The following is a 14809-nucleotide window of genomic DNA, read 5'->3' on the forward strand; positions in this document are numbered from 1 at the left end:
CAAGTGCCCCGGTTTTTGTTTTTTGCGGATTTATTTTTGTATTTATTTTGAAAAAATTTGAGTGAGGGCCGAAGCATGCCGATACAACCTGGGCTCTACAAACATTACAAAGGTCAGCAGTACCGTGTATTCAATGTTGCGCGGCATTCCGAGACCGAAGAAGAAGTGGTGTTTTACCAAGCCCTGTATGGCGATTACGGCTTTTGGGTACGCCCTTTGAGCATGTTCGTCGAGTCGGTCGAGGTTGACGGCGAGCAGGTGCCACGCTTTGCTTTGGTGCACGCCGAACCGAGCCTTTTTTCCAAGGCATAAGGCGAGTGCGCACAGAACCCTGTGCTTGACCTCACCTTGTAGCCACTATATATAGCGGTGCCGCGTCAGGCGCCAACCGCCTTTCACTTCTAGAATTCAGGAATTTTCTGATCCATGGGCAAATCGCTGGTCATTGTGGAATCCCCGGCTAAGGCCAAGACCATCAACAAGTATCTGGGCAACCAATACGTGGTGAAGTCGAGTATCGGCCATATCCGAGACCTGCCCACCAGCGGTTCGGCTAGCGCCAGCAAAGAGCCAGCCGCCAAGCGCGGCAAGGCTGCCGCGGGCGAGGGGCCGGTGCTCACGCCGAAAGAGAAAGCGCGCAAGCAATTGGTCTCGCGCATGGGTGTCGATCCGGAGCATGGCTGGAAAGCCCAGTACGAGATCCTCCCGGGCAAAGAGAAGGTCATCGAAGAGCTGCGCCGGCTCGCCAAGGATGCTGACACCATCTATCTCGCAACCGACTTGGATCGCGAGGGGGAAGCCATTGCCTGGCACCTGCGCGAAGCCATCGGTGGTGACGACAGCCGCTACAAGCGCGTGGTGTTCAACGAAATCACCAAGAAGGCGATTCAGGAAGCTTTCTCCGAGCCGGGCGAGCTGGACATTGATCGTGTAAATGCCCAGCAGGCGCGTCGTTTCCTCGACCGCGTTGTGGGTTACATGGTCTCGCCGCTGCTGTGGGCCAAGATCGCCCGTGGCCTGTCGGCCGGTCGCGTGCAATCGGTTGCCGTGAAACTGGTGGTGGAGCGTGAGCGCGAGATTCGTGCATTCAACCCGGAAGAGTACTGGGAAGTGCACGCTGATCTTGGCACCGCCAAGGGTTCGACCGTACGTTTCGAAGTGGCGCGCGAGAAGGGTGAAGCCTTCAAACCGCTAAACGAAGCTCAGGCCACAGCCGCGCTGGAGAAGCTCAAGTCCTCCAGCTACAGCATCGTCAAGCGCGAAGACAAGCCGACCAGCAGCAAGCCGTCGGCGCCGTTCATCACGTCCACCCTGCAGCAGGCCGCGAGCAACCGCCTGGGCTTCGGCGTGAAGAAAACCATGATGATGGCCCAGCGTCTGTACGAAGCCGGCTACATCACTTATATGCGTACCGACTCGACCAACCTCTCGGCTGATGCCGTGGCGATGGCGCGTACCTATATCGAGGACGAGTTCGGCAAGAAGTACCTGCCGGAAACGCCGAACGTCTACAGCAGCAAGGAAGGCGCACAAGAGGCTCACGAAGCGATTCGTCCTTCCGATGCCAACACCACGCCAAGCAAGCTTGCAGGCATGGAGCGTGATGCTGAGCGCCTCTACGAGTTGATCTGGCGCCAGTTCCTCGCTTGCCAGATGCTGCCGGCGCAATATCTGTCGACCACCGTCAGCGTTGCCGCTGGCGACTTCGAGCTGCGTGCCAAAGGCCGCATCCTCAAGTTCGACGGTTACACCCGCGTTCTGCCGCAAATCACCAAGCCTGGCGATGACGATGTTCTGCCGGACATGGCGCAGGGCGATGCAATGAAGCTGATCAAGCTCGATCCGTCGCAGCATTTCACCAAGCCGCCGGCCCGTTACTCGGAAGCCAGCCTGGTCAAGGAAATGGAAAAACGCGGCATCGGTCGTCCTTCGACTTACGCAGCGATCATTTCGACTATTCAGGATCGCGGCTACGTGACCCTGCACAACCGTCGTTTCTACTCGGAAAAGATGGGCGATATCGTCACCGAGCGTCTGTCGGAGAGCTTCTCGAACCTCATGGACTACGGCTTCACCGCCGGCATGGAAGAGAACCTCGATGATGTGGCTCAGGGCGAGCGCGACTGGAAAAACGTGCTGGACGAGTTCTACGGCGACTTCAAGAAGAAGCTCGAAGTGGCCGAGAACCCGGAAAGCGGCATGCGTGCCAACCAGCCGGTCATGACTGATATTCCGTGCACCACGTGCGGTCGTCCGATGCAGATCCGTACGGCATCGACCGGCGTGTTCCTCGGTTGCTCGGGTTACAGCCTGCCACCAAAAGAGCGCTGCAAGGCCACCGTCAACCTGGTGCCGGGCGACGAGATCGCTGCGGACGACGAGGGCGAGTCGGAGTCGCTGGTGCTGCGCGGCAAGCATCGCTGCCCGATCTGCAGCACCGCGATGGACGCCTACCTGCTCGACGAGAAGCGCAAACTGCACATCTGCGGTAACAACCCGGATTGTGCCGGCTATGAAATCGAAGAGGGCAACTACCGCATCAAGGGCTACGAAGGTCCGAGCCTGGAATGCGACAAGTGCGGCAGCGAGATGCAGCTCAAGACCGGCCGTTTCGGCAAGTTCTTCGGTTGCACCAACCCGACCTGCAAGAACACGCGCAAACTGCTGAAGAGTGGTGACGCGGCGCCGCCGAAGATGGATCCGGTGAAGATGCCTGAGCTGAAATGCGAGAAGGTCAACGACACCTACATTCTGCGCGACGGTGCTTCCGGTCTGTTCCTGGCGGCCAGCCAGTTCCCGAAAAACCGCGAGACCCGTGCTCCGCTGGTGATCGAGATTCTGCCGCACAAGGATGAGATCGATCCGAAGTACCACTTCCTCTGCGAAGCACCGCAGAAGGATCCTGATGGTCTGCCGGCAGTAATCCGTTACAGCCGCAAGACCAAGGAGCAATATGTGCAGACCGAGGTCGACGGCAAGCCTACCGGCTGGAAAGCGTTCTACGACGGTGGCAAGTGGACTGTTGAAGACAAGCGTACGAAAGCCAAGGCTGAGTAAGCGTTAGCCTGATCCACAAAAGGCCGCATGATGACCCTCGGGTTTTCATGCGGCCTTTTTGTTTTGTGCTTGCGGTCGGATCCGCTGATCCACGACACTGTCGGGTCTGTGTGACGCAATTATTTCGCTGTGGAGACTGCCGGCATGGCGCACGAACTCTATACCCGCACCAATCAGAAGATCTATTTCGCCGGCCTGTCACTGGAGGCTCTGGCTCGCGCCGAAGAGGGGCGGGCGATGAATTCGTTGGCGCTGATTCAGGCTGGACGTGAGTCGGCGTTGTTTCACCTCTACGGCGCGCTTCTGGGACTGTGTCACGAGATCGCCGGTTTTTATCGTCTGCCTCAGGCCAATGCATCGCGAGCAGAAGCGTTGCTGACTCGCGAAGTCCTGGAATCGATTGCGATCCCGGAACTGGCCGAGATGGTTGAGCTGGCTGGTAACCCTGAAACCTGGCTGGCGAAATTGCTGGCGGCGCACTCAGCGTTGTTCCAGCCGCCACGGGTGCCACACAAGCCCAAGGGCGATGTGACACAGCCATTGATTCAGGCCATTAATCTCGATGAAGAAGAGGCGCCGCAGGAGTTGAGTCGGGAAGAGCTGGAGAGCTGGCGGCAGAATCTCAAGGGCCTGGCAATCCGCTTTCGCGAAGGCTTGAACGAATGCTGAGGACAATTGACACGGTGGCAATCTGAAACATGCTGCTGGTCAAGATCCCGAGCGAAGCCCGAATGATGTCTATATAATCCCTGCCTTTCGTGGAGAACAGACCTATATGCCAACGTCCTTTCTAGAAATTGTCGAGTTACCAGACGGCCGAATCGAACTGCGCAGGGCTGAGGACGAGGGTTCTCTGGTGACGCTGGATTTCTCCGAGGATGCTAAAGCATTCCTGCAAGGCCAGCATGTGGAAATCGCGAAAGCGATGTTGAGCGTCGGCGTACAGATGGCCGGCCGTATGGTCGAAGGCGAATTTGATAAGGAAGAAGGGCCGCGGGTTCTTCACTGAGATCCGCCTGTCGGCGCTTGCCGCTGCAACATCAGATCGGCTTCTCTGTCCCTGGAGAAGCCCTGCGCTTCACACAGCGCGCGTTACAAGTGAATCAACCCAATCGAATGTTCAGGCTCTGAGCGTCGCCCGTGCGGGCTGCGCTGATCAGTTGTTGCCGTGAACTTGTGTTCAGCGGATTGAGCCAGGTTACCACCGTATGGCTACGACCCAGGCGCAGTGCTTCGCAGGCCAGTTGCTGAGCGCTTTGCGCACCACGAGGTTGCAGTAGCAGAATGCGTTCACGGTTCAGGCCGGCCTCTCGCAGCCAGATCTGGGTCAGGCTGGCTGGAGGGGCGATCAGCGTCAGCCAGCGTGCATCCTGATCCTCGCTCAGTTCGCGAAGAATCGGGGCAAGCAGGTTCAGGCAGTTCCCGGCCGCACCGCGCAGTGACAGCTCACTGAATACTTCCGGTTCGGCAATCCATGGGCGCTCGACCACATCTTTCAGGATCGGTGCCATCGGTTGTGCCAGAAACGCTTCGAATAGAGGCAGTTGTGTTTGCTGGGGTGTGTGTGGGAACTGCATAAAGCCTCCTTTAGCGGCGGATTACGCCGACACTCAAGCCTTCGATCACCAGTTCCTGATCTTTCAGGTCGACTTCGATAGGGGCGAACTCAGGGTTTTCGGCAATCAACCAGACTTTGCTGCCTTCGCGCTTGAAGCGTTTGACGGTGACTTCGTCGCCGATTCGCGCAACCACGACCTGACCATTGCGTGCTTCGCGGGTGGTGTGAACCGCCAGCAGGTCACCGTCGAAAATACCGATGTCCTTCATGCTCATGCCGTGTACGCGCAGCAGGTAATCAGCACGAGGGTGGAAGAACGCAGGGTTGATATTGCAGGACTCTTCGATGTGCTGCTGGGCGAGGATCGGTGCGCCGGCAGCCACCCGGCCAATGATCGGCAGGGTAGAGTCGTCAGCCTTGGCTTCGAAGCCGGGGATACGAATACCGCGGGAGGCGCCCGGGGTCATTTCGATTGCACCTTTGCGGGCGAGGGCCTTGAGGTGTTCTTCCGCCGCGTTGGGCGACTTGAAACCGAGCTCCTGAGCGATTTCCGCGCGGGTTGGCGGGTAGCCGTTGTCTTCGAGGCAGCGTTTGATAAAGGCCAGAATCTCGGCTTGGCGTGGCGTCAGCTTTAGCATATTGATCGCTCTGTCTTTTTATACAGTGACTGGGATTATATACAGTGAAGCGGTCTTGGCAATGCCCGTTTTTTTGCAGCCCGCCGGACGGTCGGTTCCCGTGCTTATTAATGCGCCGGTCGAGTGTGGTTAAATAGCTGACCGACCATTCCCAAAACGAACTGGCAGGCTTGACAAGGCTTGGGCTGAAACGTATGTTTCAAACAAGTGTTTGTCAGGCGGAGTAGCCATGGCCCAGTCGGAAACCGTTGAACGCATTCTTGATGCTGCCGAGCAGTTGTTCGCGGAGAAAGGTTTCGCTGAAACCTCATTGCGTTTGATCACCAGCAAGGCCGGGGTAAACCTGGCGGCGGTGAATTATCATTTCGGCTCCAAGAAAGCGCTGATCCAGGCGGTTTTCTCGCGCTTCCTCGGGCCGTTCTGCATCAGCCTCGATAAAGAGCTGGAGCGTCGCCAGGCCAAGCCTGAAAACAAGCCGACCCTTGAAGAGTTGCTGGAAATCCTCGTCGAGCAAGCGCTTGTGGTGCAGCCACGCAGCGGTAACGACCTGTCGATCTTCATGCGTTTGCTCGGTTTGGCGTTCAGCCAGAGCCAGGGTCACCTGCGTCGTTATCTGGAAGACATGTACGGTAAGGTGTTCCGCCGCTACATGCTGTTGGTCAACGAAGCGGCTCCGCGCATCCCGCCAATCGAGCTGTTCTGGCGCGTGCACTTCATGCTCGGCGCTGCGGCGTTCAGCATGTCCGGGATCAAGGCCTTGCGCGCGATTGCCGAGACCGATTTCGGCGTCAACACCTCAATCGAACAGGTGATGCGTCTGATGGTGCCGTTCCTTGCCGCCGGCATGCGTGCCGAAACCGGTGTCACCGACCCCGCGATGGCGACTGCGCAGCTTCGCCCGCGCAGCAAATCGACTCCGGTGGCCGCCAAGGTTTAACCGCACACGGGTGGGCGCGGCTGCTTGTATCCGCTAAGCTAGCCGCCCATGCCGACTTTCGTTCTGAACCCGATCTCCATAGAAATTATTGGCCTGCCGAGCCCTGCTCACGGTAGCGATTTCTGGCGGATCGGGTTTTTCGTTTTCAAGGAATCTCTATGACTGCTGGCCTGCAAGGCTCGTTGATGGTGGACGTCGCCGGTACTTGGCTGACGGCCGAAGATCGCCAATTGTTGCGCCAGCCCGAAGTGGGCGGCCTGATCATTTTCGCGCGCAACATCGAGCACCCGCGCCAAGTGCGCGAGCTGAGTGCTGCGATCCGCGCCATTCGCCCGGATCTGCTGCTGGCGGTCGACCAGGAGGGCGGTCGCGTGCAGCGTCTGCGTCAGGGCTTCGTGCGCCTGCCGGCGATGCGTGCCATCGCCGACAACCCGAACGCCGAATACCTCGCCGAACAATGCGGCTGGGTCATGGCCACCGAAGTGTTGGCGGTCGGCCTCGACCTGAGTTTCGCCCCGGTGCTGGATCTGGATTACCAGCGCAGCGCCGTGGTCGGCACTCGTTCGTTCGAAGGGGATCCCGAGCGCGCCGCATTGCTCGCCGGCGCCTTCATCCGCGGCATGAACAGCGCGGGCATGGCCGCTACCGGCAAGCATTTCCCCGGTCACGGTTGGGCCGAAGCCGACTCCCACGTCGCGATCCCGAATGACGAGCGCAGTCTCGACGAGATCCGCGCCAACGACCTCGTACCGTTCGCCAGACTCAGCAAGCAACTCGCTGCGGTCATGCCGGCGCACGTCATCTATCCGCAAGTCGATTCGCAGCCGGCCGGGTTCTCCCGTCGCTGGTTGCAGGACATCCTGCGCGGCGAGTTGCAGTTTGACGGCGTGATCTTCAGCGACGACCTGTCGATGGCCGGCGCCCACGTGGTCGGCGACGCTGCCAGCCGGATCGAAGCCGCGTTGACTGCCGGTTGCGACATGGGCCTGGTGTGCAATGACCGCGCTGCGGCCGAACTGGCCCTGAGTGCTGCGCAACGGATGAAGGTCAAGCCGTCCGCACGCATTGCGCGAATGCGCGGGCAGGCGTTCGCCAGCACCGACTACCGTCAGGATCCGCGCTGGCTCACCGCCATCGGCGCGCTCAAAGACGCTCAACTGATCGATTAAGGATTTTTGCTATGACGGTTTACGCAATCATCGGTGGCACCGGCCTGACCCAGCTCGAAGGCCTGAGCATTCGTCAGTCGTTGGCGGTGGATACGCCTTACGGTTCGCCGTCGGCTGAAGTGCAGATCGGGGAATATGCCGGCAAGGAAGTTCTGTTCCTCGCCCGTCACGGCCATCCCCATCGTTTCCCGCCGCACAAGGTCAACTACCGTGCCAACCTGTGGGCGCTGAAGCAGGCCGGCGCCGAGGCGATCATCGCGGTCAACGCGGTGGGCGGGATCCATCCGGCCATGGGTACCGGGCATTTCTGTGTGCCGCATCAGATCGTCGATTACACCAGCGGTCGCGAACACACGTTTTTCGCCGATGATCTGGAGCACGTCACCCACATCGATTTCAGCTTCCCTTACAGCGAGTCGCTGCGTCAGCAACTGATCGCCGCGCTGGCTGCCGAAGGCTGCGAATACAGCGATCAGGGCGTGTATGCCTGCACCCAGGGCCCGCGTCTGGAAACCGTGGCGGAGATCGTGCGTCTGGAGCGTGACGGTTGCGACATCGTCGGCATGACCGGCATGCCGGAAGCGGCATTGGCCCGTGAGCTGGATCTGGATTACGCCTGCCTGTCGCTGGTGGTGAATCCGGCAGCAGGCAAGACCACGGCGGTGATCACCATGGCCGAGATCGAGCAGGCGCTGCATGACGGGATGGGCAAGGTGAAATCGACGTTGGCGCGGGTGTTGGCCAGCTAAGGACTGTCCATGAGCAGTTTCATCGAGCGGCTTAAAGGGCTGGCATGGACTCACGCATTCAGTAGCAAGGCGTTGGCCAAGGCCCGTGCTTATGCTGTCGATGATCGGGTAGAGATCATCGAGATCGATGACAGAAAGATCGAGGCGTTCTGCGTCGGTTCGGAAGATCAGGCGTATGAACAAACCATTTACCTGTCCGAAGATCGGCTGGGTTCCGTCACCTTGCGTTGCCTGTGCACCTGTCCTGTCTCAATCGACTGCAAACACTGCGCTGCGGTGCTCTATCACCTGCAGGGCCGTGATCATGAAGCGTCCGAAAGTGACGCTCAGGCCCAGTTGGGGCGGGCGCTGGAACATTGGCTTTCGACCATTCCCGTGCCGGCCAAGCCCATCGGAGAAGGCGCGCAAACCGCAGGCACGCGCCTGTTTTACAAGCTCAAGCCAACGTCAGTGAGCGGCAAGTGGCTGCTCGATATTTTCAAGGTCTCCCAGCTCAAGAACAGCGAGTTACGCGAAGTAAAACCGATGTATTCGCTGGCGGACATGCTCATGCGTCAGCCCGGTTATCTGTCCGAACTGGATCTGCGCGTTGCCAGGCTGTTGGTCGCCATGCATTCCCATCACGCCTATTACAGCGGCTATCCGCTGGAAGGCAGCAGTGGCGCCGAACTGCTGGAAATGCTCCTGTGCACCTCCCGCCTGTTCCTCGACTTCGAAAACTTGCAGGCACTGACGCCGGGCGCGAAACGCATGGGTCTGTTCTCTTGGGCCGAGCAGGCCGACGGTGGGTTCCGCGCCCAGTGGAGCAGTGCCGAGGCTGCGCAGGAAACCGTGCTGGCGCTGGAGCCGCTTTATTACCTCGATCGTGAGCAGCGACAGGTTGGCCCTCTGTTCAGTGAGTTGGAAGAAAAACTGGCCTGCCATTTGACCCTCGCCCCAGACATCCCGGCGCGTCAGGCGATGCAGTTCAGCCATCGCATGAGCGCGATGACCAAAATCCCGCCGCCGCATAAGCTCACCGAACGAATCATCGATGACGTGCTTCCGCAGCCGCAACTGACCTTGGTCAGCGGCCGGGAGCGTTCGCGCTGGGAATACGTTCTGGAGCACCGCGCCGCTCTGGTGTTTACCTACAATGGTCATCCGGCGGTGGATCGTAATCCGGAAGTGATGATCCTCAATGGCACTGAAACCCAGCGCATTCGACGCCAGCCTGCGATGGAAAAGAAGTTGCGTCAGAGCCTGCAAAAGCTCGGCTTCAAAAAAGCCACGCGCAAGAGCGCTATGGATCGTCCCGGCGAGATGTTCACTTTGCCGGATGATTCCGCCTGGCTCGGATTCATGCATGAAGGGCTTGCCACACTGCGCGCCGCGGACTGGGAAATCGAAATCAGTCCCGGCTTCCATTTCGATGTGCAGCCGGTCGAACACTGGTACGCGGAGGTCGAAGAAGAGGCCGGGCATCAATGGTTTGATCTGCAACTGGGCATCGTCGTCAATGGCGAGCGCTACAGCTTGTTGCCGATCCTTCTGCATCTGTTGCGCACCCAGCCACGTTTGCTCGACCCGGTGAATCTGGCGCAACGCAGCGACGACGAAAAACTCCTGATCGAACTCAAGCCCAGCGGTTTTGGCGACCCGGCAGGCGCCAAGGTGGCGTTGCCGCTGAGTCGGGTCAAACCGCTGATGGCGACGCTGGGCGAGCTGTACCTGGGCGGACATCAGGGCGATGCGCTGCGCTTGACTGCTCCAGACGCCGCGCGCCTGAGTATGCTCGATGGCATGCCACTGGAATGGCAGGGCGGCGAACGCCTGCGCACTTTTGCCAAGCGGCTGCACAATTCCAGTCACACCCATATTGCTGCGCCGGCCGGCCTTAATGCGCAACTGCGCCCATATCAGCTCGAAGGCCTTGGCTGGATGCAGACTCTGCGGGAGCTGGAAGTCGGCGGCATTCTTGGCGATGACATGGGCTTGGGCAAAACCCTGCAGACCCTGGCGCATCTGCTCACGGAAAAGCACGCCGGTCGCCTCGATTGCCCGGCACTGGCGGTGATGCCGACCAGCCTGATTCCCAACTGGCTCGACGAGGCCCAGCGCTTCACGCCTCAGTTGAAGGTCCTGGCGCTGCATGGGGCCGGGCGGCAAAAAGACTTCGCCAATCTCGCCGAATACGACTTGGTGCTGACCACTTACGCCTTGCTGCCCAGGGATCTTGAAACGCTGCGGCCGCAGTCGTGGAGCGTGCTGATTCTCGACGAAGCGCAGAACATCAAGAACCCGCTGAGCAAAGCGGCGCAGGCCGCACGTGACTTGCAGGCCCGTCAGCGCTTGTGTCTGAGCGGCACGCCGCTGGAAAACCATCTCGGCGAGCTGTGGTCGCAGTTTCATTTCCTCATGCCTGGCTGGCTGGGCGACAGCAAATCCTTCAACCGCGATTACCGCACACCGATCGAGAAACATGGCAATGTCCAGCGCATGCAGCACCTGACGGCGCGCATCAAGCCGTTTCTGCTGCGTCGCAAGAAAGATCAGGTCGCCACTGAGCTGCCGCCGAAAACCGAAATCATCCATTGGGTTGAACTCAGCGACGGCCAGCGCGACGTCTATGAAACGGTGCGCGTGGCGATGGACAAAAAAGTGCGCGACGAAATTGCCCGCAGTGGTGTGGCGCGCAGTCAAATCATCATTCTTGATGCCTTGCTCAAGCTGCGTCAGGTCTGCTGTGATCTGCGCTTGATCAACATGCCTCTCACGGCGAAGGCATTGCGCTCGGGCAGCGGCAAGCTGATCAGCCTGATGGAGATGCTCGAAGAGTTGCTCGGCGAAGGTCGGCGCATCCTGCTGTTCTCCCAGTTCACCTCGATGCTGGCGCTGATCGAGCAGGAGTTGCAGCAGCGCGCTATCGGTTATTCGTTGCTGACTGGCGACACCACCGACCGGCGCACGCCAGTCAAGAATTTCCAGGGCGGCAAGGTGCCGTTGTTCCTCATCAGCCTCAAGGCTGGCGGTACCGGTCTGAACCTGACGGCTGCGGACACGGTGATCCACTTCGACCCGTGGTGGAACCCGGCAGTGGAGAATCAGGCAACTGATCGCGCTTATCGTATCGGGCAGAACAATCCGGTGTTTGTTTACAAGCTGATCGCTCGCGGCACGGTAGAGGAAAAGATACAAGCGTTGCAGCAGGAGAAAGCAGCGCTGGCCGGGGCGGTGCTTGAAGGTGGTACGACGGGTGGATTCAAACTGGAACAGAGTGATATCGAAGCGCTGTTTGCGCCGTTGCCCGCTTCCAGGCAGTAAGCTTCAGTTTGAACCTTCAACCGAGGTGATCCGTTCGCGAGCAGGCTCGCTCCCACAAGGGGAAATGCGATCCAACTGTGGGAGCGGGCTTGCTCGCGAAAGCTATCTAGCAAACACTGCACATCTCAACGCTTGTCGAACTTATCCGGCAACGGCGCAAACAGCGCCTCGATATCATCGCTCTGCAGTTTCCAGTCCCCGGCCTTGCGCCCATCCAGTACGCCTGCTGCCAAGTCAGACTTTTCCTTCTGCAGGTGCTGAATCTTCTCTTCCACCGTGCCGCGGGCAATCATCTTGTAGACGAACACCGGCTTCTCCTGGCCGATTCGATAGGCGCGGTCAGTCGCCTGATTCTCGGTCGCCGGGTTCCACCACGGATCGTAATGGATCACCGTGTCCGCTTCGGTCAGGTTCAAGCCGACGCCGCCGGCCTTCAGGCTGATCAGAAAGATCTGACGCTTGCCGCTCTGGAATTCCTTCACCGGGGTGCGCCGATCGCGGGTCTGGCCCGTCAGCAAGGCGTAGGCCACGTTGCGTTTTTTCAGTTCGTCTTCGATCAGTGACAGCATCGAGGTGAACTGCGAGAACAACAGAATCCGCCGACCTTCTTCGAACAGCTCTTCGAGCATTTCCATCAGGCTGTCGAGTTTGCCCGAGGTACTGCCACGGGCGGGCAGGGTGGCATCGTTGACCAGGCGCAGATCGCAGCAGACCTGACGCAGCTTGAGCAGGGCTTCAAGAATGATGATCTGGCTACGCGCCACGCCTTTGCGAGTGATCTCGTCGCGGACTTTCTTGTCCATCGCCAGGCGCATGGTTTCGTAAACGTCGCGCTGCGCCTCATTGAGATCGACCCAGTGGATGATCTCGGTTTTGGGCGGCAGTTCGGTGGCCACCTGTTCCTTGGTGCGGCGCAGCAGAAACGGTTTTATCCGCCCATTGAGGTGCTGCAGCCTGACTTCGCTGGCGCGCTTTTCGATCGGTACGCGGTAGTCGGCATTGAAGCTTTTGACATCGCCCAACCAGCCCGGCAGCAGAAAGTGGAACAACGACCACAACTCGCCGAGGTGGTTTTCCAGCGGTGTGCCACTCAGGCACAGGCGCTGGCGCGCGTTGAGTTCGCGAGCGGCCTGCGCGGCCTTGCTGTTAGGGTTCTTGATGTACTGCGCTTCGTCGAGCACCAGAACGTGCAGCGGCTGTTGTGCCAGCCGTTCGACGTCCTTGGGCAGCAGTGCATAGGTGGTCAGGATCAGGTCGAAGTCGGCCAGATGCTCGAAATGCTTTTTGCGGCCGGCACCGTACAGCGCGACCACTTTCAGTTGCGGCGTGAAGTGCGCGGCCTCGTCGAGCCAGTTCGGGATCAGGCTGGTGGGCATTACCACCATGCACGGTCGATCCAGACGTCCGGCGTCTTTCTCACTGAGAATATGCGCCAGGGTCTGTAAGGTTTTACCCAGACCCATGTCGTCCGCCAGAATCCCGCCGACCTCAAGCTGACGCAGGGACTGCATCCAGCTCAAGCCTTCGAGCTGATAGGGACGCAGCGTCGCGTTCAAGCCCTTCGGCGCTTTGGCCGTGTAATCGCGAATATCGCGCAGACGTTGGGCGAAACTGCGGATCTGCTCGCCGCCTTCCCACAGCAGGGGAATGCCTTCCAGCGAATTAAGGCGCGTGGCGTCGGCCTTGCTCAGGCGCAGGGTGGTTTCGCCCGGCTCCTGCAAGTAGAACTCGCCCAGCGTCGCCAATACCGGTTTCAGTCGGCCAAGGGGCAGCGCCACTTGCAGCGGCCCGTGCTCACTGTTGCGTTGCGGCACATTGACCAGAATCAGCTCGTCATCGCGGCGCCGCGCGAGGCGTTCCGGGTTGAGGATTTCCGTGTGCGAACGCATCAGGTTGAGCAGGATCGGCAGCAGGCTCAGGCGTTCACCATTGACGATGATCCCCAGTTCCAGATCGAACCAGTCGCGCTCCGGCGCCTGTTCGACGGTGGCGTACCAGTCGTCGACGGCGGTCAGGTCGAAACCGAACTCCTCGTCGATCTGCAATTCCCAGCCTTGGGTGCGCAGCTTCGGCAGTTCGTTGAGGGTAAACGTCAGCCAGGCGCTGTCGTTGACCATCTCGTACAGCTCGCCGGCGCTTTCCGGCAGCGCTTTGCTCTGGCGCGTGGCGATACGGAAGCCGAGGATTCTTAACTGTTCGCGGTAGGACTGTTCCACTTCCGGATGGCGTTTTATCCGCAGGGTCTGGGTTTCCTGACGAATCAGAATGTCGCTGTTTTTCTGCCCGCTGACGTATTCATCCAGATAGCTGAACGACAGCGCCGCCCGATGCTGAATATAGCGCTGCATCTTGCCGTTGCGCGGCTCGAACGCGCTGAACTCGACACTCGCCAGCCACAGGCGCGGCAGCGGTTGCACGTTGTCCACCAGCACTTGCGGCGGCGCTTTGGGGCTGCGGTTCTCCAATACGGCCTGGAGTTTTTCCAGCAGTTCGGCGTCTTTGGCGGCGGCAGGGTATTCGAGGGTTTCCTGCACTTGCAGGAGTACTGCGGCGCAGTGTTTGCAGTTATTGCGCACCGGGCAGGTGCAGGTGGCGTCAACCAGCAACAGGGTGTCTTTGGCTGACTCGCGCAAGTGAATGGTCTGACGGTAGACGTTACCGCCAGAGCCTTCGCAACTGGCGGTAATGGTCGCATCGCCCACCTGCGCGATGCGTACCCGGTTTTCCAGGGCGTAGCGGCGGCCACGCTCCAGGCTCTGTTCCTTGAATCGGCTGACCCAGGAGGGTGCCAACGGTTTACTCAGGGGCGGGGACATAAGGACTTCGATCAGTCCGGAATCGCTTCAGGGGCTTGCCGAGGGGCGGGCGCCGTCAGGGATGTGATCTTGATCAGCAGCGCCAGGTGGCCGTTGTCGAGATAGTTGAGCTGGCCGTTTTTGGTGTGGCTGTCCTGTTTCAGGTGTTCGCTGGCAGTGACCATGCCGTTGGCGTCGATCTGGTTGACCCAGAAGTCGGCGTTCACGTCGGTGAAGCGTCCGAGTTTCATTTCCAGCGTGCCCTCGATCGGGAACTGGCCGAACTGTTCCTTGCCGTCGCTGACTGCCACCTTGGTCGGCGCTTCGCCGAGGGTCTGCTGCCAGGCCTTGTGCATCAGCACACTGTAATCACCGCTGGCGCTGAGTTTGCTGGCAACGTCGCCGAGCGCAGGTGTGCGCAGGCTGTCATCACCCAGGCGTTGAGCGCCGACGGCCCAGTCTTCCGGGGCGGCACGGCTGACGATCGCTGGCACGGCGTTCTGGCGGACCAGAATCATTTCGACCTGATACAGGTCATCGGCGAAAACCGAAGGGGCTACCAAGGCAAGTAGCAAAGTCAGTGAGCGAAACAGGCGCATGCGG

The 14809-nt window shown here is 59.7% G+C and carries 12 protein-coding genes; 8 read left to right on the forward strand and 4 right to left on the reverse strand.

The window, feature by feature from the left end:
- Positions 1-75: 75 nt before the first annotated feature.
- The 4 genes from KCG87_RS26360 to KCG87_RS26375 all read left to right on the forward strand — a co-directional run bounded on the left by KCG87_RS26360 (position 76) and on the right by KCG87_RS26375 (position 4066).
- Positions 76-312 carry a DUF1653 domain-containing protein gene (locus KCG87_RS26360; protein ID WP_134786957.1) on the forward strand — a complete coding sequence of 79 codons (237 nt, stop codon included), beginning with the start codon at positions 76-78 and terminating at the stop codon, positions 310-312.
- A gap of 114 nt (positions 313-426) precedes the next feature.
- Positions 427-3057 (forward strand): type I DNA topoisomerase, encoded by a 2631-nt coding sequence (gene topA, locus KCG87_RS26365; RefSeq protein ID WP_095140031.1) that lies wholly within the window; start codon positions 427-429, stop codon positions 3055-3057.
- Positions 3058-3201: 144 nt separating this feature from the next.
- Positions 3202-3726, forward strand: a complete 525-nt coding sequence (locus KCG87_RS26370) for a DUF6586 family protein (RefSeq protein ID WP_097088548.1) — start codon at positions 3202-3204, stop codon at positions 3724-3726.
- A gap of 106 nt (positions 3727-3832) precedes the next feature.
- A complete protein-coding gene (locus tag KCG87_RS26375) occupies positions 3833-4066 on the forward strand; it encodes a hypothetical protein (protein WP_003226592.1) in 234 nt (77 codons plus the stop codon).
- 94 nt (positions 4067-4160) lie between these two features.
- On the opposite strand, the gene sulA is transcribed toward KCG87_RS26375, so the two are convergent.
- Both sulA and lexA read right to left on the reverse strand, forming a co-directional pair.
- Positions 4161-4634, reverse strand: a complete 474-nt coding sequence (sulA, locus tag KCG87_RS26380) for an SOS-induced cell division inhibitor SulA (RefSeq protein ID WP_003226591.1) — start codon at positions 4632-4634, stop codon at positions 4161-4163.
- A 10-nt stretch (positions 4635-4644) separates the two neighbouring features.
- The gene (gene lexA / locus KCG87_RS26385; RefSeq protein ID WP_003226590.1) at positions 4645-5253 is read right to left on the reverse strand and encodes a transcriptional repressor LexA; all 609 of its coding nucleotides are present in this window, start codon (positions 5251-5253) and stop codon (positions 4645-4647) included.
- A 229-nt stretch (positions 5254-5482) separates the two neighbouring features.
- Here lexA and KCG87_RS26390 point away from each other — a divergent pair, with 229 nt between their 5' ends.
- The 4 genes from KCG87_RS26390 (at position 5483) to KCG87_RS26405 (ending at position 11411) form a co-directional block, all read left to right on the forward strand.
- The gene (locus KCG87_RS26390) at positions 5483-6190 is read left to right on the forward strand and encodes a TetR/AcrR family transcriptional regulator (protein ID WP_007961819.1); all 708 of its coding nucleotides are present in this window, start codon (positions 5483-5485) and stop codon (positions 6188-6190) included.
- A 158-nt stretch (positions 6191-6348) separates the two neighbouring features.
- Entirely contained in the window at positions 6349-7359 is a 1011-nt protein-coding gene (gene nagZ / locus KCG87_RS26395) for a beta-N-acetylhexosaminidase (RefSeq protein WP_041068989.1), read from the forward strand.
- An 11-nt stretch (positions 7360-7370) separates the two neighbouring features.
- Positions 7371-8108, forward strand: coding sequence for an S-methyl-5'-thioinosine phosphorylase (locus KCG87_RS26400; protein ID WP_123588508.1), 738 nt, complete (start codon positions 7371-7373; stop codon positions 8106-8108).
- A gap of 9 nt (positions 8109-8117) precedes the next feature.
- Positions 8118-11411, forward strand: coding sequence for a DEAD/DEAH box helicase (locus tag KCG87_RS26405; RefSeq protein ID WP_210559148.1), 3294 nt, complete (start codon positions 8118-8120; stop codon positions 11409-11411).
- Between the two features lie 125 nt (positions 11412-11536).
- Here the strand turns inward: KCG87_RS26405 and KCG87_RS26410 are convergent, their stop codons facing one another.
- Entirely contained in the window at positions 11537-14227 is a 2691-nt protein-coding gene (locus KCG87_RS26410) for a DEAD/DEAH box helicase (protein ID WP_210559149.1), read from the reverse strand.
- 11 nt (positions 14228-14238) lie between these two features.
- Positions 14239-14805, reverse strand: coding sequence for a CsiV family protein (locus KCG87_RS26415; protein ID WP_134786954.1), 567 nt, complete (start codon positions 14803-14805; stop codon positions 14239-14241).
- Positions 14806-14809 lie beyond the last annotated feature (4 nt).

Origin of the sequence: Pseudomonas sp. MWU347, assembly GCF_017947305.1 — a bacterium.
GTDB classification, from domain to species: domain Bacteria; phylum Pseudomonadota; class Gammaproteobacteria; order Pseudomonadales; family Pseudomonadaceae; genus Aquipseudomonas; species Aquipseudomonas putida_A.